The sequence below is a fragment of the Faecalibacterium gallinarum genome, from assembly GCF_022180365.1.
GTDB classification, from domain to species: Bacteria; Bacillota; Clostridia; order Oscillospirales; family Ruminococcaceae; genus Faecalibacterium; species Faecalibacterium gallinarum.
This window is the reverse complement of the sequence record NZ_BQKV01000022.1, coordinates 1-20,432: the sequence shown is the minus strand read 5'-3', so window position 1 is coordinate 20,432 and position 20,432 is coordinate 1. Positions and strand designations below refer to the sequence as shown.

Below are 20,432 nucleotides of genomic sequence, written 5' to 3'. Positions count from 1 at the left end.
TAAACCTGTCCAGAGGCAGAACCTGGCCGAACCAGAGCCGGGGGAATTTGCTCAAGAATTGGAATAAATGACGGATTTATCGGGATATGTTCAGAGAAAATCGGATAAAATCCACACAAAACCCAATTTTTGTGTTATACTATCCATGCTGCCGACAAGACAGGGGCCCAGCCCCGGCAAAGGGAGCAGATTTTTTGGATTCAGGAGTGGATTTTTGAATGGCTTGGTATGATAACGCGGTGTTCTATCACATTTACCCTCTGGGGCTGTGCGGTTGTTCCCACGAAAACGACGGCCAGGCGGTGCCCGGGGCCTTTGAAAAGCTGGATGCCTGGGCAGCCCACGCCGCCGAGCTGGGCTGTACGGCCATCTACATCGGCCCCCTGTTCGAGAGCGGGTCCCACGGGTACGACACGATCGATTACCGGCTGGTGGACCGCCGCCTGGGCACCAACGAGGAATTCCGGGCCTTTGTGGATGCCTGTCACGCCCGGGGCCAGAAGGTGATTGTGGACGGCGTGTTTAACCATGTGGGCCGGGGTTTCTTCGCCTTCCAGGATCTGAAAGCCCAGCGGGAAAACTCCCGTTGGCGGGACTGGTTCTGCGACCTGAACTTCTGGGGCAACAACGAGTACAACGATGGTTTCTCCTACGGCAACTGGGGCGGTTACAACCTGCTGGTAAAACTCAACCAGCGGAACCCCGAGGTGCAGCAGTACCACTTTGACACCGTGCGGTTCTGGGTGGAGCAGTTCGACATCGACGGCATCCGGCTGGACGCGGCCGATGTGCTGGACTTTGACTTCATGCGGGGGCTGCGCCGGTTCACCGAACAGCTCAAGCCCGAGTTCTGGCTGATGGGCGAGGTGATCCACGGGGATTACAGCCGCTGGGCCAACCCCGACACCCTCCACTCGGTCACCAACTACGAGCTGCACAAGGGCCTGTGGAGCGGCCACAACGACCACAACTATTTCGAGATCGCCCACACCGTCCGCCGCCTTCAGGGAATGTGCGGCAACACCCGGCTGTATCTCTTCTCCGACAACCACGATGTGGAGCGACTGCCCAACAAACTGCGGAACCGGGCCCACATCCGCAACATTGCGATCCTGCTCTATACCCTCTGGGGCATCCCCTCCATCTACTACGGCTCCGAGTTTGCCATCGAGGGCCGCAAGGAGTACGGCTCCGACTGGCCTCTGCGGCCCTGCCTGGAACTGGCGGATTTCTCCGACGCGTTCGAGTCGAACCCCGTCACCAGCCTGTATGCGGCCCTGGGCGGCCTGAAAGCCGATTACCCCGCTCTGACCGACGGCGAGTTCCGGGAATTGCAGCTGACCACCACCCAGTATGCTTTTGCCCGGGTGAAGGACGGCCAGGCTCTGGTCACCGTCCTGAACAACGCCGACAACCCCGCCCGGCTGGAGTTTGACCTGCCGGTGCCCGCCGAGGGGGCCGAGGATCTTCTAGCCGACTGCGTAGGCAGCCAGCCGGTGCAGGTGCGGATCGAGTGGGGCCGGGTGCAGGTGGAGCTGCCCCCGAACTACGGCACCATCCTGCGGCTGCCCGCCCAGCAGGCGGACCGCGCCCCCGAGACCCCCGAGCGGGAGAACGCGGGCCTGGGCACCGCCCAGCGGCGGGAAGTCATCCTCCAGATCCTCACCGACTCCGGCGACCCGGTGAGCGCCAGCGCTCTGGCCCGGCGGCTGGGGGTCTCCCGCCAGATCGTGGTGGGGGATGTGGCCCTGCTGCGGGCGGGCGGCGCCCAGATTGACGCCACCCCCCGGGGCTACCTGCTCCACCGGACGGGCGGCAGTGGGTATGTGGGCATCCTGGCCTGCGTTCACCAGACCGCCGAGCAGCTGCAAACGGAGCTGTATACGGTGGTGGATCAGGGCGGTACCGTGGTGGATGTTACGGTGGAGAACGCCCTCTACGGCGAGCTGCGGGGCAACCTGAACGTGGCCAGCCGGTACGACGCCGACGAATTCCTCCGTTTGGCGGCAGAAGCCCCCGACAGCCTGCTCAGCCGGATGACCGGCGGGGTTCACCTGCACCGGATTCAGTGTTCCAGCGAGGCGGCTTTCCGCCGGATCGAGGCCGAACTGGCGGCCCGGGGCATCCTCTACCAGAAAAACTAACCGACCAATGGCCCGGATGAAACCGGCCTGATAGAAACCGCCCGCCTGGCTGATGAACCAGGCGGGCGGTTTTGTGGTATCACAAAGGGTCAGGTCTGGCCGGAGGAGGTGTTCTCCTCGTTCGGGGGCGTCTGTTCCGCCTTGGCTTTGGCGGCGCAGCGGCGGCACCTGCCATAGAGGATGCTGCCCTCGCACTGGAGCTCGAAGCCGTGGCCCTCCATCAGATGGCGGCGCACCTCGTCCATGAAATCGCATTCCAGGTGGAAGATCCGCCCGCAGCCCACGCATTTCAGGTGGAGGTGTTCCCGGCAGTGATGCCCCTCGTCCACATACTGAAAGACGGCTTTCTGGCCCTTGTCGGCCACATACTTCATGATCCGCTGCTCCACGGCCAGCTTGTCCAGGTAGCGGTAGACGGTGGTGGGGTTGGGGCTGGCGCCCTGGGCCTCCAGATGTTCCAGAATGTTGGAGGCGCTGACGGCGTGCTGCCGGTTGTTGATGAGATAGTCCAGGATCAGCTGGCGGGTTTTGGTGTTGTAGCCATCGCTGCGTGCCATAGGGGGAGAACACTTCCTTTTTTGATCGTTGCAAAGTCTGGTTTCAGACAGTATAAACGATTTAGGGCCGAAAACGCAACCCCGGGCCGAAAATCGCCGGCCCGGCGGGGCCGGATACCTGTCCAGTCACCTCGTTTGACAGAGGAATGTTTTTCGGCCCGATTGGGCGAAATATGAAAAAAATCTGCATATTTTTCGTCAAAATCATAGACGGCGCCAAAGATAAAACAGGGGTCTTGTAAAGGAAAAGAGATTGTGAAATAATATACATATATAAAAACGTGTCGTGAAGATTTTTGAGGGGGCTTTTGGCCCGGTCCGCCGCAGCTCTGGCAGGGGAGCGCCCGGGGGCTTTGTAAAGTTGCGCGTTTTTTGGAGATAAAGGCAGGAGGCTACCAATGAAAGAACCGGAAGTACTGATGAAACCCAGCTTGAAACTGCAGGCCTATCAGTATCTCAAAGCAAAGATCATGAACTGTGAATATGCACCCAACCAGTTCCTCAACGAGCAGAAACTCTGCGCCGAGATGGGCAACATCAGCCGCACCCCCATGCGGGACGCCCTGGGCCGCCTGGAACAGGAGGGGCTGATCACCATCCTGCCCAAAAAGGGGCTGATGGTCTCGGCCATCACGGCGGAGGATGTGCGCAGCATGTTCGAGGTGCGGCTGCTGGTGGAGCCCTACGCCCTGCGGGTGTATGGTTCGGCGCTGCCCCGTCAGGCGCTGGAAGAGTTCGCCGAGCTGATGAGCAGCCCCGAGAAGATCGGGGATTTCTGTGAGACGGACGACGCTTTCCACGCGCTGTTGGTGAGCGGGCTGGAGAACAAATACCTCCGCTCGGCCTACGACTGCATTACCGGCCAGAATACCCGGTTCCGGATTCTCACCGGCCGGGTGGGGATGATTGGCCAGGCCGATACCTGTGAGGAGCACCTGGAGATTTTGGAGGCCGCTCTGGCCGGTCAGTGGAACGAGGCCGCCGACGCCCTCACTCGCCATCTGGAGCGGGCCCGGGATAAGGCCGAGGACGTCATCCACCAGATCCACCTGGGGGAATAAATAGATAATAAAGCCCCTGCGGCGTCTGCCGCAGGGGCTTTGCTGTGGGGCTGGGATGGTAAATCAGAGGCTGTCCAGCTCGGTTTGGAGCTGGGCCAGGGCCTGGCGGATGGGCAGGTGCTGGGGGCAGATGGCCTCGCATTTGCCGCAGCGGATGCAGTTTTTGGCCTTTTCTTTTTCCTCCATCCGGTTCCAGGCGTTTTTCACCTGCTCGGTGTTCCCGAACATGGCCAGCCGGTTCCAGAGGCTGAAATTGTCGGGGATATCCACCCCCATGGGGCAGGGCATACAGTACCGGCAGGCGGTGCAGCCGACCCGGATCTTGTTCCGCAGTACCTGGGCGGTCTGGGCCACGGCGGACTGTTCGGCCTCGTTCAGGGGCTCAAACTTCTGGAAGGTGGCCAGGTTATCCGCCAGCTGGTCCTCGGCACTCATCCCCGAGAGGATCACGTGGACGTTGGGGTGGCTGCCCACCCACCGCAGCGCCCAGGAGGCCGCGCTGGCCCCGGGCCGCAGGGCCTTGAGGGGGGCGGTGGCGTCGGCGGGGAGGTTGGCCAGAGTGCCGCCCTTGATGGGCTCCATGATGATCACCGGCACGCCCTTGGTCTCGGTCAGGGCATAGCCCCGGTCGCCGGCCTGCTCCTCGGCTTTTTCGTCGGTGTCCAGGTAGTTGTATTGCAGCTGGCAGAAGTCCCAGGGCTGGTCGTTCAGGATATGCTCCAGCGCCGCGTAGTGGTCGTGGAAGGAAAAGCCCAGGTTCCGGATCTTCCCGGCGACCTTCTGCTCCCAGAGCCAGTCCACGATCCCCAGGGCCTTGGCTTTGTCGTACCGGGGCTGGTGGAGAGAGTGCATCAGGTAGAAGTCGATGTACTCCACCCCCAGCCGTTCCAGCTGCTCGGCGAAGATTTTCTTGGCGTCCTCCAGGCTCTCGCACTTCCAGACCGGGAGTTTCGTGGCCAGATAAAAACTCTCCCGGGGCCACTGGGCGATCACCCGGCCCACGAAAGGCTCGCTGGCCCCGCCGTGGTAGTTGTAGGCGGTGTCGAAATAGTTCACCCCGGCGTCCCGGGCGGCGTTCAAAAGGGCGGCGGCCCGTTCCTCGTCGATGGAGCCGTCCGGCCGGGTGGGGAACCGCATGCAGCCGTAGCCCAAGAGCGAGGTCCGGGCGCCGGTGTTCCAGTCACGATATTCCATAGCTCTCTTCCAGAACGGGCCCCGAAACGCCCGTTCTTCCTCCTTTTGGATTGATGGCTCCAGTATACCACAAAGCCGAAAAATATGATAGAATAAGGGCTGCGGCCGCCCCGCGGCCAGCAACAGAACAGGAGATACAGATGGAACCCATAAAAATCGGAAATGTCATTCTGCCCCACCGTGCGGTCTTTGGCCCCATGGCGGGCTTTACCGACGCCCCCTGCCGTCGGCTGATGGCCGAGCACGGGGCGGGCTATACCGTCAGCGAGATGGTCTCCAGCCGGGCGCTGACCTACCACGACCACAAAACCGTCAGCCTGCTGAAAGCCGAGGACAACGGCGCCCCCTACGGGGTGCAGATCTTCGGCGAGGTGCCCGAGATCATGGGAGCCGCGGCGGCGGAGATCGAGCAGTACGACTTTGACTTTCTGGACATCAACATGGGCTGCCCCGCGCCCAAGATCGTCTCGGGCGGGGCAGGCAGCCGCCTGATGATGGACCCCGACCTCTGCGGCCGGATCGTGGAGCAGGTGAAGAAGAATACCTCCCGCCCGGTGACGGTGAAGATCCGCAAGGGCTGGGACGCCGATCATGTCACGGCGGTGGAGGTGGCCAAAGCCTGCCAGCAGGCCGGGGCGGCGGCCATTGCGGTCCATGCCCGGACCCGGGAACAGATGTACACCCCCGGCATTGACCTGTCCATTATTGCGGCCGTCAAAGAGGCGGTGCAGGTCCCGGTCTTTGGCAACGGGGACATTCACTCGGCAGAGGATGCGGTGGAGATGATCCGCCAGACCGGCTGCGACGGGGTGATGATTGCCCGGGCGGCCCTGGGGGACCCCTGGCTCTTTGAGCGGGTGAACGCTGCTTTAGAGGGCCAGCCCGCCCCCAAGGCCCCCAACCTTCAGGCCCGGATGAACGCCCTCCGCCGCCAGGTGGAGGAGATGGTGGGGCTGAAAGGCGAGTACGTCGCCATGCCCCAGGCCCGGGCCCAGGCCATCCACTATATGAAGGGCCTGCGGGGGGCGGCCAACCTCCGGCGAGTCTGCTGCGAGCTCCAATACCTCACCGACATTGACCGGCTGATCGAGGCTGTCTTTGAAGAGCAGCGGAAAGCCGGCGAGGCGGACGATCAGAGGGAAGTGCCCTTCCCCTGAAAGATCAGCCCTGGCCGGTCAGCTCGTCCAGGTTCTGGGGGTAGCAGGGCAGACAGTGCTCCATGAACCAGGCCGCCTCGGGGCAGGCCATGGCTTTTAGGGCCTCTTTCTGCTGCCGGAGGGCCGAGTCGAACTCGTGGTTGCCGCTGCGAGCCTCTTCCAGGCACTTGATGATGGCCGAGAGCCGGTCGGCGGCTTTCAGGATTTTCCGCTCCTCCGCCGTCAAAAGATTGCCGGTCAGATAGGGCAGCACCTCCTCTTCCAGCTCGTCGGGCAGCAGGGCGGCCATCTGGGCGGCGCTCTCGGCCTCGATGGCCTTATAGGCATCCCGCAGGGTGGCGCTCCGGTACTTCACCGGGGTAGGCAGGTCCCCGGTGATGATCTCGTGGGCGTCGTGGTAGAGGGCCGCCACCGCCACCGTCTTGGGGCGGCAGGGGGTGCCGGTGTACCGCCGGGCGATCAGGCAGAGCATATGGGCGATCAGGGCGGTGTCGCAGGTGTGCTCGCTCAGGGACTCGGGCCGGGTGGAGTGCATCAGGCTCCACCGGGTGATATACTTCATGCGGGCCAGCAGGGCGCTGAACGGATAGAGCATCGAATAAAACCTCCCAGCCGCCGGGCGCACCGGCGGCGTTTTATTTACCAAAATAGCCCCCGCCCCGGCCCTTGTCAAGGGCGGCGGGCCCCTCAGCGGGCCAAAGACGCTTTTTTTGCGGGGCAGAACGTGCTATACTATCCCTTGTATGGGTTTGGACCCTGGGAAAAATCCACAGCCGCCCCCTGGCCGGGCGGAGAAAAGAGGCACCATGAAACGCGCTAGTCTGGCCCCGCGGCATCTGCACGGCGGGGCGAATCAGAACAAATTCTGGCTGACGGTGGGGCTCTGCGCCCTTTGCGCCGCCCTGATCTTCCTGCCGTTCCAGCTGGTGGACGGCGGTTTTTTCCACTATGCGGGGGACTTTAACAGCCAGCAGATCTCCTTCTACCGGTATATGAACGGCTTTTTCAAGGGGGCGGGCTACCCGGACGGGCTGACCTCGGTGAACGGTCAGAGCCTGCCCACCAACACCTTCTCCTGGGCGACGGACCTGGGCAGCGGGGTGATGAACGCCTATTCCTTCTATCTCTACGGTTCGCCCTTCTTCTGGTTTTCGCTGATTTTCCCCCAGAGCTGGCTGCCCTATCTCATGTGCCCGCTGCTGGTTTTGAAATTCGCAGTGGCGGGGGGCGGCGCCCATCTGTGGCTCCGCCGGTATGTCCGGGACGAGAACTACGCCGTCCTGGGGGCCTGCCTCTATGCATTCTCAGGCTTTGCGGTTTATAACGTCTTTTTCAACCACTTTGTGGACGTGGTGGCCCTCTTCCCCTGGATGCTCTGGGCTCTGGACGAGTGCATCTATAACCGCCGCCGGGGGCTCTTCGCCTTTTTTGTGGCGGTAAATCTCTTAAATAACTACTTCTTCTTTGTGGGCCAGGCCCTGTTCTTGGCCATCTATTTTGTCTGCAAGCTGACGGCGGGGGAGATCAAGCTCACCCCCAAACTCTTCGGGGTGCTGGCCTATGAGAGCCTGTTGGGGGTGGCCATGGGCTGCCTTTTGCTCTGGCCGGCTTTCCTCTCCCTGATGCAGAACCCCCGCACCGTGGATCTTTCTTCCGGCTGGGGATTTTTGACCTACTCCAAGGTCCAGCAGTATCTGGCCATCCTCCTCAGCTGGATCATGCCGCCGGACTCCCCCTATCTGACCTCCATCTGGTCGGAGGGGATCATCAAGTGGACCAGCATGAGCGCCTATCTGCCCCTGTGCAGTCTGGCGGGCGCGGCAGCTTACTGGCGGCTCCACCGGCAGGACGGCAACAAGCGGATCATTGCCGTCTGCATGGTCTGCGCTCTGGTGCCGGTGCTGAACAGCGCCTTCTATGCCCTCAACTCCAGCTATTACGCCCGGTGGTACTATATGCCGGTGCTGATCCTCTGCGCCATGACCGTCCGCGCCTGGGAGGACCCGGCCTCGGATCTCGATTCTCCGGCCCGGACCCTCAGCTGGATTATGGTGGCCACGGTGGCCTTTGCCCTGGTGCCGGTAAAGGACAGCGAGACCGGCAGCTGGTCCCTGGGCGTTCTCGAGAACCCGGGCCAGTATATCGCGGTGCTGGCTTTCGGGCTGATCGGCCTGTGGATCTACCGGTGGATATGCCGCCACTGGGCCGGCCGAAAAGAGTTTGCCCGGCGGATGCTGGGGGCGGTGCTGGCTTTTGCCTGCGCTTTCAGTGTGGTCCACATCGGGATCGGAAAATTCGGCCAGTGGTACACCGACAGCGATCTCGTGGCCGAGTATACGGCGGCCCTGGAACTGAAAGAACAGCTTCCCGAGGGGGACTGGCGGGTGGATACCTACCAGACCCACGACAACCTGGGCCTCTGGCTGGACAAGAGCTGCCTGCAATACTTCGGCAGCACCGCCGCCCCCAGCATCCTCCACTTCTACCCCTCGGTGGGGGTCAAGCGGGACGTGCGCAGCGCCCCCGAGCTGAGCCAGTACGCCCTGCGGGGGCTCTTGAGCGTCAAATATATGATCCTCAACGAGGCCGACCGGGCCGCCTTTGAAGAGGAGGCCGACGAGGGCTGGGCCTATTACGACACCCGGGCGGGCTTTGCCCTCTACGAAAACCTCAACTATGTGCCCATGGGCTTCACCTATGACTACTATATCACCGAGGAAACTTACGAGGAAATCCCCACCGTCAACCGGGCGAACCTCTTGATGCGGGTGTTGGTGCTCTCGGCGGAGGACGCGGCCCGGTACAGCCAGTACCTGACCTCCGCCTCGGAGGAACAGCTTAACAGTCTCTACTATGAGACCTATGTGGAGGACTGCGCCGACCGCCGGGCCTCGGCCTGCAGCGATTTTGTCATGACGAATTCCGGCTTCAGCGCCGAAATCCAGCTGGACCAGGCTAACCTTGTCTTTTTCTCGGTGCCCTACGACGACGGCTTTACTGCCTATGTCAACGGCCAGGAGACCGAGATTCTGCGGGTGGACGACGGCCTGATGGCGGTTCTATGCCCGGAGGGCTGGAGCAACATCGACTTTGTCTATGAGCCGGACGGCCTGGCCCTGAGCCGGGGGGTGACCCTGGTGGCCATCCCGGTGTTTATCCTCTATCTGGGCTGGAATTGGTTCCAGCGCAGAAAGCGCACTTCCAAAACAAGAGCCTAAACAAAATCCCGCCGCCTGGTGTTTTCTGCACTGGGCGGCGGGATTTTTGTCAGGAGGATTCAGGGGCCGGGGCGGGGGATTTCTGGCTCAGCCGCACCAGGGCCGCCGCGGTCAAAAGCCCCAGCGGCGCGCTGATGTAGGAGGAGAGATAGAACCCGTCGAAACCCACCCGGGGCACCAGAATCACGCAGGCGGCAAGGTTGAGGGCCACCACCCCCAGGTTGGAGATTAGATAGAACCCCATTTTTTGGGCGCCCCGGAGCCGGGCCTCCTGCATATGCCGCAGACAGGTGAAGGGGTAGGCCAGGGCGTCCCGGCTGAGCATCAGCGCGCCGAAGGCCACCGCCCCGGCGTCCTCGGTGAAGAGCCCCAGCATGGGCCGGGCAAAGAGGACGCATCCCCCCACCACCAGGGCGGCATAGAGCAGGACCAGCCGCCGGGCCTCCCGCAGGCTCTCGGTCACCCGGCCGGGCTGGCCGGCGGCGGTGTTCTGGGCGATGAAAAACACCAGGGACTGGGCCACCCCGAACACCGGCATGAGCAAAAGGGTAGAGAGCTTGCTGGCGCAGGAGAAGCCGGCGATGGCCGCCACACCCAGAGTGCCCAAGAGACCTTGTTTCACCAGATTGACCACCGGCCCCGAGGCCTGCTGGACGGCGTTGGGGGCCGATAGCCGGAAGATATCCCAGAGCAGGGCGGGCCGGAGCATCCCGGGGCGGAAGGGCTGGATCAAAAGGGTTTTGTGCAGGTGGGCCAGCATCACCACCAGCCCCACCAGCTGGGAAAAGGCGGTGGCCGCCGCCGCCCCCGCCACCCCGAAGGGCCCCACCAGGACGATGTCCAGCCCCACGTTCAGAACCGAGGTGAAGAGCACCGCATACAAGGGCGTCTTGGAGTCCCCCGAGCCGATGACGATCTGCTTGGCCAGATCGTAGAGCATCAGGCAGGGCAGGCCGGGCAGGTAAAACCAGGCGTAGCGGGCGGCCTCGGGCAGGATCTCGGCGGGGGTGTTGATCCAGCGCAAAAACTGCTCGATCCCCCCGTAGCCCAGAGCCATCATCAAAAGACCGATCGCTCCGTCGATCAAAAGCAGGTTGTAGGTCATGGCACAGAGTTCTTCCCGGGTGGCGGTGGGGCGCTTGGCCGCCAGCAGCAGCCCACCTCCCAGTTCCATCCCGCCCGACACAAACAAAAAGATCATCAGGACGGTGGATGCGTTGGACACCGCTGCCAGAGCCGCCGCGTCCAGCCGCAGGCCGATCACCATGGTGTCGGCCACGGTGTAGAGCTGGGTGGCCAGCATGCTCAGGATCACCGGCAGGGCAAACCGGACCAGCCCCGCCCGCACCGGGCCATACAGCAGGGTGTTTTCTTGTTCGTTCATCGCTCTTTAAACCCCTCTCTTGTCAAATTGAGTTCTCTCTGTTACACTGACACTATCATAAACTGTCCAGTAACTGGACAGTCAAGAGGCTTTTGGGAGGGTTTTTATGAAAGATGGTTCCGGCCAGGGGTACTACCGCACCGCCGCCTTTGCGCAGTTGGCGGGGATGAACAAAAAGACTCTGCAATATTACGACGAGATCGGCCTGTTCCGCCCTGCCCGGGTGGAGGAAAACGGCTACCGGTACTACTCGATTTTTCAGCTGGACCGGCTGGCCCTCATCGCTGCCCTGAAAGACCTGGGCCTGCCCTTAAAGGAGATCAAGCGGTATCTGGACAGCGGAGACCTGGCCCTGATGGACCAGCTTTTGGACCAGCAGAGCCGGGAGCTGGCCCGGCGGCTGGCCCAGCTCAACGCCCGAAAAGCCATGCTGGAGCGGGTCCGGCGGGAAAACCGGGATTTTCTCCAGTACTGCGGCCAGGGGCCTCAGCGGCTCTGCCAGGAGCCGGACCGGCTGGCGGTGCTGCTCACCGATGCGGAGATGCGCAGCCATAAGCTGGTGATTATGAACTACCTCACCGATGGCCCCGGCACCGGCATGTGCAGCGAAGGGGAGGAGAGTTTCATCTACCAGCGTCGGGCGGACGGGCCCATCCCAATGCCCGGCGGGGAGTATCTCTGTCTCTTCGAGGCCTCCGACCAGCCCCTGCGGCTCTGGATGGCTGGGGCGCGAAAGACCCTGGAAGAATACGCCGGGGCCCATGGCCTTGCCCTCGAGGGCAAGAGTTACGCAGAGTTCAACGAGCTGAGCGTCAACCCCCAGGAGCCCCAGACCGAGGGCCTGCGGGTGCTGCGGGTGAGGATCCTTGAATAAAATAAGATTGATTCATCGTTTAGATGAAAATTTCCTGCTTGACTTTATGCCGATAAAGTGTATAATGCAGACAAACCGATGAGGCGGAAGAGATCCTGCACAGCGCATCTCAAGAGAGCCCGGAGCGATGGGAACGGGCGAAAGCGGGGCAGACATCGTGGGCCGCCGAGGGCCGGGCGAACCGGGGCTTGCTATAAAAGACCCGCAGTAGCTTTGGACGGGAGCCTCCGTTACAGGGCAGGGGAGTGTTGGCTCTCCGTGAGGGGCTCTGCAATGAAACGCAGAGCAAACAAGGTGGCACCGCAGAATCGTATTTTCCGATCCTGTCCTTGTGGCAAACACACAGGGACGGGTCGTTTTTTTATCCCAAAAGGCCCGTTCCGCAAGCAGTCGGAGCGGGCTTTTCTATTTGGAACGCCCCGCCCCCGCAGGAAAGGAGCTATCTCGTATGAAAAAACTGAACAAAATCTCCCGCCGCAGCTTCCTCAAGGCCGCCGCATACTCGGCCGCTGCACTCTCTGCCCTGGCCCTGACCGGCTGTTCCGGCAGCGCGTCCACCGCCGGTTCCGCCAGCGGATCTGAGGGCGGCTTCAAGGTAGGCATCGTAAACTATGTGGACGACGCCTCCCTCAACCAGATTGTGGCCTCCCTGGAGGCCCGGCTGGACGAGATCGGCGCGGAAAAGGGAGTCTCTTTTAATTATGGGGATTACTACTCCAACGCCCAGGCCGACCAGTCCAACCTGAACCAGATCGGCGCCGACCTGGTGGCCGACGGGGTGGATGTGATTGTGGCGGTGGCCACCCCCACGGCGGTTACCATGCTGAACGCGGTGGAAGACACCGAGATCCCGGTGGTGTTCGCGGCGGTCACCGACCCGGCCGGGGCCGGTTTTGAGGGGCTGGACAACATCACCGGCACCTCCGACGCCCTGGACACCCACGCCATCATGAACCTGATCCTGGCCGCCAACCCCGGCCTCGACAAGATGGGCCTTTTGTATGATCTGGGCCAGGATTCCTCCACCCAGGCCATCGCCGACGCCAAGGCTTTCTGCGACGAAAACGGCATCGAATACATTGAGAAGAACGGTACCACCACCGCCGAGGTCCAGATGGCCGTGGAGGCTCTGGCCGCCGCCGGGGTGAAAGTGGTCTTCACCCCCACCGACAACACCATCATGACCGCCGAGCTGGCCATCTATGAGACCATGATCGAGGCGGGAATGCAGCACTACACCGGCGCCGACAGCTTCGCGCTGAATGGCGCGCTGCTGGGCTACGGCGTGGACTACGTCCAACTGGGCGAGGCCACCGCCGATATGGTGGCCGAGCTGCTCTGCGACGGCAAGACCCCCGCCGAGCTGCCCTACCGCACCTTCGACAACGGCATCGCCACCATCAACACCGAGACCTGCGCCGCCCTGGGCCTGGACTACGATACCCTGGCGGTGGCCTTCGAGCCCTACTGCACCGAGGTGCAGCCTATCGCCACCGCCGAGGCTTTTGAATAATCCACGGCAGACGGGAGCGCAAACCCCATACCCTGCCCGGGAGTGCCCGGGCGGGTTTTTGATTTGAAACAAGGGAGCTTGAGGTAGATCATGCTGGCAAGTATTTTTTCGTTGAATGTATTGAAGACCGCCCTGGAGCTGGGCTGCATCTACGCGCTGGTGGCGCTGGCGCTGTTTCTGAGCTATTCCATCCTGAACATTGCGGACCTGTCCACCGACGGCTGCTTCACCCTGGGGTGTGCCGTCTGCTGCCAGGTGGCCCTGACCGGCCACCCGTTGCTGGCCCTCTTTGCCGCCATGGCGGCGGGGGTCTGCTCCGGGTTCATCACCGCCTTTTTGCAGACCCGCCTCGGGGTGGAGAGCATTATGGCCGGTATCATCGTCAACACCGGCCTGTATACCATCAACCTGGCGGTGATGGGCTTTTCTTCCAACATCAGCCTGGTCAAGACAGACACCGTCTTTTCTCTGGCCAAAGAGGCCCTCTCCTTTATGGGCGGGTGGCACATTCTGCTGCTGGCGGCTCTGGTGATCCTGGCGGCCGGGGGCGCTATGCTCTGGTTCCTCGGTACCCGGCTGGGCCTGTCCATCCGGGCCACCGGCGACAACGCCGCCATGGTCCGGGCCTCCAGCATTGACCCCGCCTACACCATCACGGTGGGCCTGTGCATTTCGGGCAGCCTGACCGCCCTCTCCGGCGGCCTGCTGGCCCAGTACCAGAAGAGCTGCGACATTAACGTGGGCACCGGCATGGTGACCATCGCCCTGGCCTCCCTCATCATCGGCGAGACCATCCTGGGCAAGCGGAGCATGCCCCGCCGGGTGCTGGGTGTGGTCTTCGGCAGCTGTCTCTACCGGTTTATCGTGGCGGTGGCCCTGCGGTTCAATGTGCCCGCTGCGGCCATGAAGCTGGTGTCGGCCCTGATTGTGGCGGTGGCCATCTCCATGCCCGCCATCCGCAAACGGATCGCCTTTGAAAAGCGCAAGCAGGAAGCTCGCCTGCGCCACGCTGAAACCTATGGAACTTCCGGGAAGGAGGGCGCCTGATGCTCAAGCTTCATAACATCCGCAAAACCTTTAACCCTGGCACCGTCAACGAAAAAATCGCCCTGGACGGGGTGAACCTGGAACTCAAGGCCGGGGATTTCGCCACCATTGTGGGTTCCAACGGCGCGGGCAAATCGACTTTGTTCAACGCCATCACAGGCGCCTTCATCGCCGACGAGGGCAGCATCATCCTGGGCGGGGAGGATATCACCTTTAAGCCCGAGTTCCAGCGCAGCCGGGTGATCGGCCACCTGTTCCAGGACCCCCTCAAGGGCACCGCCCCCAATATGACCATCGAGGAGAATCTGGCCCTGGCCTATCTGCGGGCGGGCCGGGCCCAGCGGGCCACCTTCTCCCGGATCTCCCGCAAGGACAAAGAATTCTTTCGGGAGCGTCTGGCCCTTTTGGACATGGGCCTCGAGGACCGGATGAAACAGCCGGTGGGGCTGCTCTCGGGCGGCCAGCGCCAGGCCCTGACCCTCTTGATGGCTACCCTCGTCACCCCGCGGCTGTTGCTCTTGGACGAACATACCGCCGCTTTGGACCCCGCCACCGCCGAGAAGGTCCTGGCCCTCACCAGCCGGATCGTGGCCGAGCAGAAGATCACCTGCCTGATGGTCACCCACAATATGCACCAGGCCCTGGAGCTGGGCAACCGCACCCTGATGATGGACGGCGGCCGGATCGTCTTTGACGTGGAAGGGGAAGAGCGCAGCCGGATGACGGTGGACGACCTCTTGGAAAAGTTCCGCCAGAACGCGGGCCAGCAGCTGGACAACGACCGGATTCTGCTCAGCAAGACGGAAAAGTGAGCTGTATGTTATGCACAATGAAACAATTTAAATGTGCATAACTTTTGTACAAATTCCTTGTGGATTCTGCGAATAGACAAACGGCACCGGGCTGGGTATAATAAAGCCAGAAACAGAGAAGTACAGCAGAAGATCAAAAGAGATCTAACCCCGCTGACTTGAAGCAGAAAGGAGCGAAGACCGATGGTTGATATGGATCCCGTTCAGTTTGGACAGACTGTCGGGAGTCGCTGAAAAACAAAAATAGCCGCTTTCCAGTACGGGATGTTTCCCCCGAAAATAAAAAAGCCGAAGGCTAAAGCGAAGTCTTGATGTAAATTCCAGCGACCTTGATGGTCTGTCAAATAAAAACCCCTGGCGATTCAAATAGATCCGCGGAAGGTGATCCCCATGAAAGGACTTGCACGGATTCGGATATTTGAATAAGAGTGAAGGAGTTACTCCAATGATCTAGTTAAGCGCGTCCCCTGAGCAATCCCAAATCGAAAGAACGTGACGGCATGAAGATTCTCTTAAGTCCGAAGTTCAACGATGTAAGATGAGGCATGAGACCAATGTACTAGTTAAAGCAGCTTCCCCTTCCCCCATCGCTCAAAAGGAGTGACCAACCTATGAAAGTTGAGGTCCCCTCCGAAAAATGAGGAATGTGAGGACATGAGGCTATGACTCCGAAGAAGTAAACCGCCTGGCGGATGAGAGCTTGCAACCGCTCTTATCCGCCAGGATTTTTTGTTTGTACGCCCCGGGAGGCCAAAAACTTTTGTCTTTCTGTTGACAAATCACGGCCCTTCGCATACAATAGACCCGATAGTATCAAATTGGCTGTGAAGAGAAGAGTAGGCTTTTGGTTAGCCCCTCGCAGAGAGCCCGGGCGGTGGAAACGGGCAGGGGACAGAGAGCTGAAAATGGTCTCGGAGCCGCACGGGTGAAGCGGGAACCGCCTAGCCCGGGACGGGAGCGCCCGTTACAGCGCCCAGCTGTACGCGCCCAAAACGCGCCGCAGCGCCGAGGCCGGCCCCCGCGAGGAGGCGGCGAACCAAGGTGGTACCACGGAAGCAGTTTCGCTCCCGTCCTTGCAGGGTGTCGGCCCAGCGAGGACGGGAGCTTTTTTCAACCGCGTCCAATTTAACAGGAAAGGCAGAGAAATCATGAGCGAGCACAATACCTTTTATATCACCACCCCGATTTATTACCCCAGCGACAAGCTGCACATCGGCCACAGCTACACCACCGTGGCCTGTGACGCGCTGGCCCGCTTCAAGCGGATGCAGGGCAAGGAGGTCATGTTCCTGACCGGCACCGACGAGCACGGCCAGAAGATTCAGGACAAGGCCGCCGATCACGGCATGGAGCCCAAGCAGTATGTGGACAACATCGTGGCCACCGTCAAGGATCTGTGGAAGCTGCTGGACGTCAGCTACGACCGGTTCATCCGCACCACCGACGACTACCACATCCAGTCCTGCCAGAAGATTTTCACCAAGCTCTATGAGCAGGGGGATATCTACAAGGGCGAGTATGTGGGCCACTATTGCAAGCCCTGCGAGAGCTTCTGGACCGACAGCCAGCTGGTGGACGGCAAGTGCCCCGACTGCGGCCGCGAGGTCTACGACGCCCACGAGGAGGCCTACTTCTTCAAGACCGGCAAGTACGCCGACCGCCTGCTGAAACTCTACGAGGAGAACCCCCAGTTCATCCAGCCCGAGAGCCGGAAGAACGAGATGATCGCCTTCATCAAGCAGGGCCTGCAGGATACCTGTGTCTCCCGTACCTCGGTCAAGTGGGGCATCCCGGTTCCCTTTGACCCCAAGCACACCATGTACGTCTGGGTGGACGCCCTGAGCAACTATATCTCCGCTCTGGGCTACGGCAACGACACCTATAACGAGTACGACAAGTTCTGGCCCGCCGACCTGCACATGGTGGGCAAGGAGATTCTCCGCTTCCACACCATCCTCTGGCCCGCCATGCTGATGGCTCTGGATCTGCCCCTGCCCAAGCGGGTATTCGGCCACGGCTGGCTCTTGATGAACGGCGGCAAGATGTCCAAGTCGGTGGGCAACGTGGTGGACCCCGTCATCCTCTGCAACCGCTACGGCGTGGACGCCATCCGCTACTTCCTGCTTCGTGAAATTCCCTTCGGCAACGACGGCATGTTCACCAACGAGGCCCTGATCAACCGGATTAACAGCGACCTGGCCAACGACCTGGGCAACCTGCTCAGCCGTACTGTTGCTATGTGTGAGAAGTACTTCGGCGGCACCGTCTCCGCCTGCCCCGGCACCGAGGCCATCGACGCCGAGCTGGAGGGGATGATCAACGGCCTGCTGGAGAAGGTTGCCGCCGATATGGACAACCTCACCATTCCCCAGGCTCTGATGGAGATCTTCGCGGTGATCCAGCGTGCCAACAAGTATATCGACGAGACCGCTCCCTGGGCCCTGGCCAAGGACGAAGCCAACAAGGAGCGCCTGGAGTGCGTCCTCTACCACCTGTGCGAGGCTCTGCGGGTCTGCGCTGTCCTGCTGAACGCTTACCTGCCCTCCACCGCTCCCAAGATGATGGAGCAGCTGGGCCTGGGCAAGGAGGCTCTGGTGCTGGCCGATGCCGTCTACGGCAAGCAGACCTGCTACACCGTCCACAAGGGCGAGGCACTCTTCCCCCGGATTGACGTGGCCAAGGAGATCGCCCACCTGAAAGCCGAGGACGAGAAGCGCCGCGCTGAGGCCGAGGCCGCCCAGAAGGCCAAGGAGGCCGCCGCCGCTCCTGCGGTGGAGGCTGCTCCCGCCGAGCCCATCGAGCACGAGCCCGAGATCGCCTTTGACGACTTCTGCAAGGTGGAACTGCGGGTGGCCGAGATCCGGGCCTGCGAGAACATGAAGGAGAGCAAAAAGCTGCTCCACCTGACCGTCTTTGACGGCGAGCGGGAGCGCTGCATCCTCTCTGGCATCGCCAAGTGGTACAAGCCCGAGGACCTGATCGGCAAGAAGGTGGGCATCGTGGCGAACCTCGCCCCCCGTCCCATGATGAAGGGCAAGTATACCAGCGAGGGCATGATCGTGGCCGCAGATACCGCCGACGGCGGCTGCGCCATCGCCTTCTACCCCGACAGCGTCCCCGCTGGCGCCCGCATCCACTAAGGAGGGCGCACTGTGACCACCCAAACCGCCCCGGCTTCCCGGCTGGATCGGGTGTTCGGCACCCCCTGGTGTGCGGCGGGGTTCGCCATCCTCTGCAACTGCCTGTGGGGCTCGGCTTTCCCTTTTATTAAACTGGGGTACCGGCTCTTCGGGATCGATGCCGCCGACACCGCTTCCATCCTCTGCTTTGCGGGGGCGCGGTTTGCCATCGCCAGCGTCTGGGTCTTTCTGGGCAGCTGCCTGCTCCAAAAGCGGCCGCCCATCTTCCCCCGGGGAAAGGTGCTGGCCGAGTGCTGCGCCCTGGGCCTCTGGCAGACCACCCTCCACTATGGCATCTACTACTTCGCCGTGGCCCTGCTCACCGGGGCTTTCGGCGGGATTCTCAACTCCACCCAGAGTTTCCTGGGGGTGATCCTGGCCCACTTCCTCTATGGAAAAGCCGACCGGATGACCCCCGCCAAAGCCCTGGGCTGTGCGGTGGGGTTCGGCGGGGTGCTGGTGGCCACCATCGGCAACCACGGCGGCGGCAGCGCTCTGGGCATCCTGTATATGATGACCGCTACTGTCATGTTCACCTTCTCGGGCCCCTGGAATAAATCCCTGACCCGGAAGGCAGACAGCTTCGCGGCCTGCTGCATCAATCTGGGCTTTGGGGGCGTGGTCCTCTTTGGGCTGGGTTTGGCCTTGGGCGGGTCCCTCTCGCCCCAGAGCCCCCTGGCTTTCGGGGTGCTGCTCTATCTGTCCTGCGTGTCGGGGGCGGCCTACCTGCTCTGGGCCCTGCTGATGAAGAACAACCCCGTCAGCCGGATCAGCGTCTTTGCGCTGGTCAACCCGGTAGTCAATGTGCTGCTCTCCGCCGTCCTCAACGGCGAACCCCTCTTTGACTGGCGGTATCTCGGGGCGCTGGCCCTGGTCTGCATTGGCATCTGGCTGGTCAACCGGCCCCAAAAGAAGGTGACTGTATGACGTTTTCCGGCCCCATCTTTGATACCCACGCCCATTATTCCTCCCGGGCCTTTGACGCCGACCGGGACGCCCTGCTGGCCAGTCTGCCCGGCCAGGGGGTGGTAGGGGTCTGCGAACAGGCTACCCACTCGGGGGACGCCCCCCGCTGTTTGGAGCTGGCCCACCGCTACCCCTGGATCTGGGCGGCCATCGGGATTCACCCCGAGAGCCTGCTCCCCGCCGAGGACTGCGGCGACGAGGCCCCGGCCCCTACGATTTCGGTGTATGGGGGCGACTGGGCCGCCGAGATGAAAGCCCTCGAACCCTATTACGACGACCCCAAGGTGGTGGCGGTAGGGGAGTGCGGCCTGGATTACCACTGGCCGGTGCCCAAGGACGCCCAGCTGGCCCTCTTTGAGGCGGAGATCCGGCTGGCCCTGGAACTGGATAAACCCATCATCGTCCACGACCGGCAGGCCCACGCCGACGTTTACGCCCTGCTGAAAAAGTACCGCCCCAAAGGGGTGCTGCACTGTTATTCGGGCAGCGCCGAGGACGCGGTCTGGCTGGCGGAACAGGGAATGTGCCTGGGCTTCGGCGGCGCGGCCACCTTTAAAGGGGCCAAGCGGGCCGCCAAGGCCATCGAGGCCCTGCCCCTGGAAGCCATCCTGCTGGAAACCGACTGCCCCTATATGGCCCCCGAGCCGGTGCGAGGCCGCCGGTGCGACAGCTCCATGATCCAGTACGTGGGGCAGTATATTGCCCAGCATAAACAGCTGCCCGCCGAGCAGGTCTTTGCCCAGACGGCGGCCAACGCCCGCCGGGTCTTTGGGCTGGAATAAGCCCCCTTCTTTACTCTGTTATCCCGAAAACCCCGGTGGTTTTCGTTTGGATGGATTTGAATTTCGATTCTTACTTTTAAAGGAGATTTTTACCATGAAAGCACGGATTCCCAAACACCGCGAGTTCCTGATCAACTTCCCCGACAGTGTGGACCAGGCCAAGGCCAACGAGGGCTGGGCCAAGCTGCAGCAGATCGTGGAGGACTACAAGAAGGCCCACAACGGCGCTTCGGTCTACGCCCCCACCTTCATCGAGGACTGCGAGCCCGCCGTCAAGAAGCTGCAGGAAGAGTACGGCTTCGAGTATACCGTGGAGTACGTCAAGTAATCTCCCGGCCGGACAAAACAGAAAGGAGCCCCCGCCCTGGGCGTTGTGAACCGCTCTAGTAAAAACGGACAATGAAAAAAGAAGGCCTCCTGTGGTAGAATAAAACTACTACAGGAGGTCTTTGCTATGCCCAGAAAATACAGCCACATTCAGGAACACGAGAAGGAAATAATAGAGCTTCGCAGCCAGGGAATGACTCTGCGTCAGATTGGAGAG

The 20,432-nt window shown here is 61.7% G+C and carries 16 protein-coding genes and 1 pseudogene; 13 read left to right on the top strand and 4 right to left on the bottom strand.

Translation table 11 applies throughout. From position 1 onward, the window contains the following. Nucleotides 1–218 precede the first annotated feature (218 nt). Nucleotides 219–1,568 (top strand): annotated as a pseudogene (locus JCM17207_RS03080) (alpha-amylase family glycosyl hydrolase); the annotation flags it as partial. Further along, complete coding sequence (locus JCM17207_RS13920) at nt 1,557–2,144, top strand: transcription repressor NadR (RefSeq protein WP_444979634.1); 588 nt, start codon at nt 1,557–1,559, stop codon at nt 2,142–2,144. The pseudogene JCM17207_RS03080 and the gene JCM17207_RS13920, both read left to right, overlap by 12 nt. Nucleotides 2,145–2,233: 89 nt before the next feature. On the opposite strand, the gene JCM17207_RS03075 is transcribed toward JCM17207_RS13920, so the two are convergent. Next, nucleotides 2,234–2,701: a Fur family transcriptional regulator gene (locus JCM17207_RS03075; RefSeq protein ID WP_238316196.1), complete on the bottom strand. Its 468-nt coding sequence runs from the start codon at nt 2,699–2,701 to the stop codon at nt 2,234–2,236. A 398-nt stretch (nt 2,702–3,099) separates the two neighbouring features. Here JCM17207_RS03075 and JCM17207_RS03070 point away from each other — a divergent pair, with 398 nt between their 5' ends. Then, complete coding sequence (locus tag JCM17207_RS03070) at nt 3,100–3,762, top strand: GntR family transcriptional regulator (RefSeq protein ID WP_238316195.1); 663 nt, start codon at nt 3,100–3,102, stop codon at nt 3,760–3,762. Nucleotides 3,763–3,825: 63 nt separating this feature from the next. On the opposite strand, the gene JCM17207_RS03065 is transcribed toward JCM17207_RS03070, so the two are convergent. Next, a complete protein-coding gene (locus JCM17207_RS03065) occupies nt 3,826–4,956 on the bottom strand; it encodes an aldo/keto reductase (RefSeq protein WP_238316194.1) in 1,131 nt (376 codons plus the stop codon). 140 nt (nt 4,957–5,096) lie between these two features. Between JCM17207_RS03065 and dusB the strand changes: the two genes are divergently transcribed. Further along, nucleotides 5,097–6,113, top strand: a complete 1,017-nt coding sequence (dusB, locus tag JCM17207_RS03060) for a tRNA dihydrouridine synthase DusB (RefSeq protein ID WP_238316193.1) — start codon at nt 5,097–5,099, stop codon at nt 6,111–6,113. A gap of 4 nt (nt 6,114–6,117) precedes the next feature. Here the strand turns inward: dusB and yfbR are convergent, their stop codons facing one another. Continuing rightward, nucleotides 6,118–6,708 carry a 5'-deoxynucleotidase gene (gene yfbR, locus JCM17207_RS03055; RefSeq protein ID WP_238316192.1) on the bottom strand — a complete coding sequence of 197 codons (591 nt, stop codon included), beginning with the start codon at nt 6,706–6,708 and terminating at the stop codon, nt 6,118–6,120. A gap of 211 nt (nt 6,709–6,919) precedes the next feature. On the opposite strand from yfbR, the gene JCM17207_RS03050 reads away from it, so the two are divergent. Further along, nucleotides 6,920–9,331: a YfhO family protein gene (locus tag JCM17207_RS03050; protein ID WP_238316191.1), complete on the top strand. Its 2,412-nt coding sequence runs from the start codon at nt 6,920–6,922 to the stop codon at nt 9,329–9,331. A 49-nt stretch (nt 9,332–9,380) separates the two neighbouring features. Here JCM17207_RS03050 and JCM17207_RS03045 read toward each other — a convergent pair whose 3' ends face one another. Further along, on the bottom strand, nt 9,381–10,715 hold the full coding sequence (locus JCM17207_RS03045; RefSeq protein WP_238316190.1) for an MATE family efflux transporter: 1,335 nt from the start codon (nt 10,713–10,715) through the stop codon (nt 9,381–9,383). A 106-nt stretch (nt 10,716–10,821) separates the two neighbouring features. Between JCM17207_RS03045 and JCM17207_RS03040 the strand changes: the two genes are divergently transcribed. The 8 genes from JCM17207_RS03040 (at nt 10,822) to JCM17207_RS03005 (ending at nt 20,216) form a co-directional block, all read left to right on the top strand. Next, the gene (locus JCM17207_RS03040) at nt 10,822–11,589 is read left to right on the top strand and encodes a MerR family transcriptional regulator (RefSeq protein WP_238316189.1); all 768 of its coding nucleotides are present in this window, start codon (nt 10,822–10,824) and stop codon (nt 11,587–11,589) included. Between the two features lie 448 nt (nt 11,590–12,037). Then, nucleotides 12,038–13,102, top strand: coding sequence for an ABC transporter substrate-binding protein (locus JCM17207_RS03035; RefSeq protein ID WP_238316188.1), 1,065 nt, complete (start codon nt 12,038–12,040; stop codon nt 13,100–13,102). A 90-nt stretch (nt 13,103–13,192) separates the two neighbouring features. Next, nucleotides 13,193–14,149 (top strand): ABC transporter permease, encoded by a 957-nt coding sequence (locus JCM17207_RS03030; protein ID WP_238316187.1) that lies wholly within the window; start codon nt 13,193–13,195, stop codon nt 14,147–14,149. Then, the gene (locus JCM17207_RS03025) at nt 14,149–14,961 is read left to right on the top strand and encodes an ABC transporter ATP-binding protein (RefSeq protein WP_238316186.1); all 813 of its coding nucleotides are present in this window, start codon (nt 14,149–14,151) and stop codon (nt 14,959–14,961) included. The genes JCM17207_RS03030 and JCM17207_RS03025 overlap by 1 nt, the downstream gene beginning before the upstream one ends. A 1,148-nt stretch (nt 14,962–16,109) precedes the next feature. Continuing rightward, the gene (metG, locus tag JCM17207_RS03020) at nt 16,110–18,101 is read left to right on the top strand and encodes a methionine--tRNA ligase (RefSeq protein WP_282449838.1); all 1,992 of its coding nucleotides are present in this window, start codon (nt 16,110–16,112) and stop codon (nt 18,099–18,101) included. Nucleotides 18,102–18,113: 12 nt separating this feature from the next. Continuing rightward, nucleotides 18,114–19,067: a DMT family transporter gene (locus tag JCM17207_RS03015; RefSeq protein ID WP_238316185.1), complete on the top strand. Its 954-nt coding sequence runs from the start codon at nt 18,114–18,116 to the stop codon at nt 19,065–19,067. Then, nucleotides 19,064–19,888 carry a TatD family hydrolase gene (locus tag JCM17207_RS03010; RefSeq protein ID WP_238316184.1) on the top strand — a complete coding sequence of 275 codons (825 nt, stop codon included), beginning with the start codon at nt 19,064–19,066 and terminating at the stop codon, nt 19,886–19,888. The genes JCM17207_RS03015 and JCM17207_RS03010 overlap by 4 nt, the downstream gene beginning before the upstream one ends. 94 nt (nt 19,889–19,982) lie before the next feature. Then, nucleotides 19,983–20,216, top strand: a complete 234-nt coding sequence (locus tag JCM17207_RS03005; protein WP_238316183.1) for a methylenetetrahydrofolate dehydrogenase — start codon at nt 19,983–19,985, stop codon at nt 20,214–20,216. The last annotated feature ends 216 nt before the right edge of the window (nt 20,217–20,432 follow it).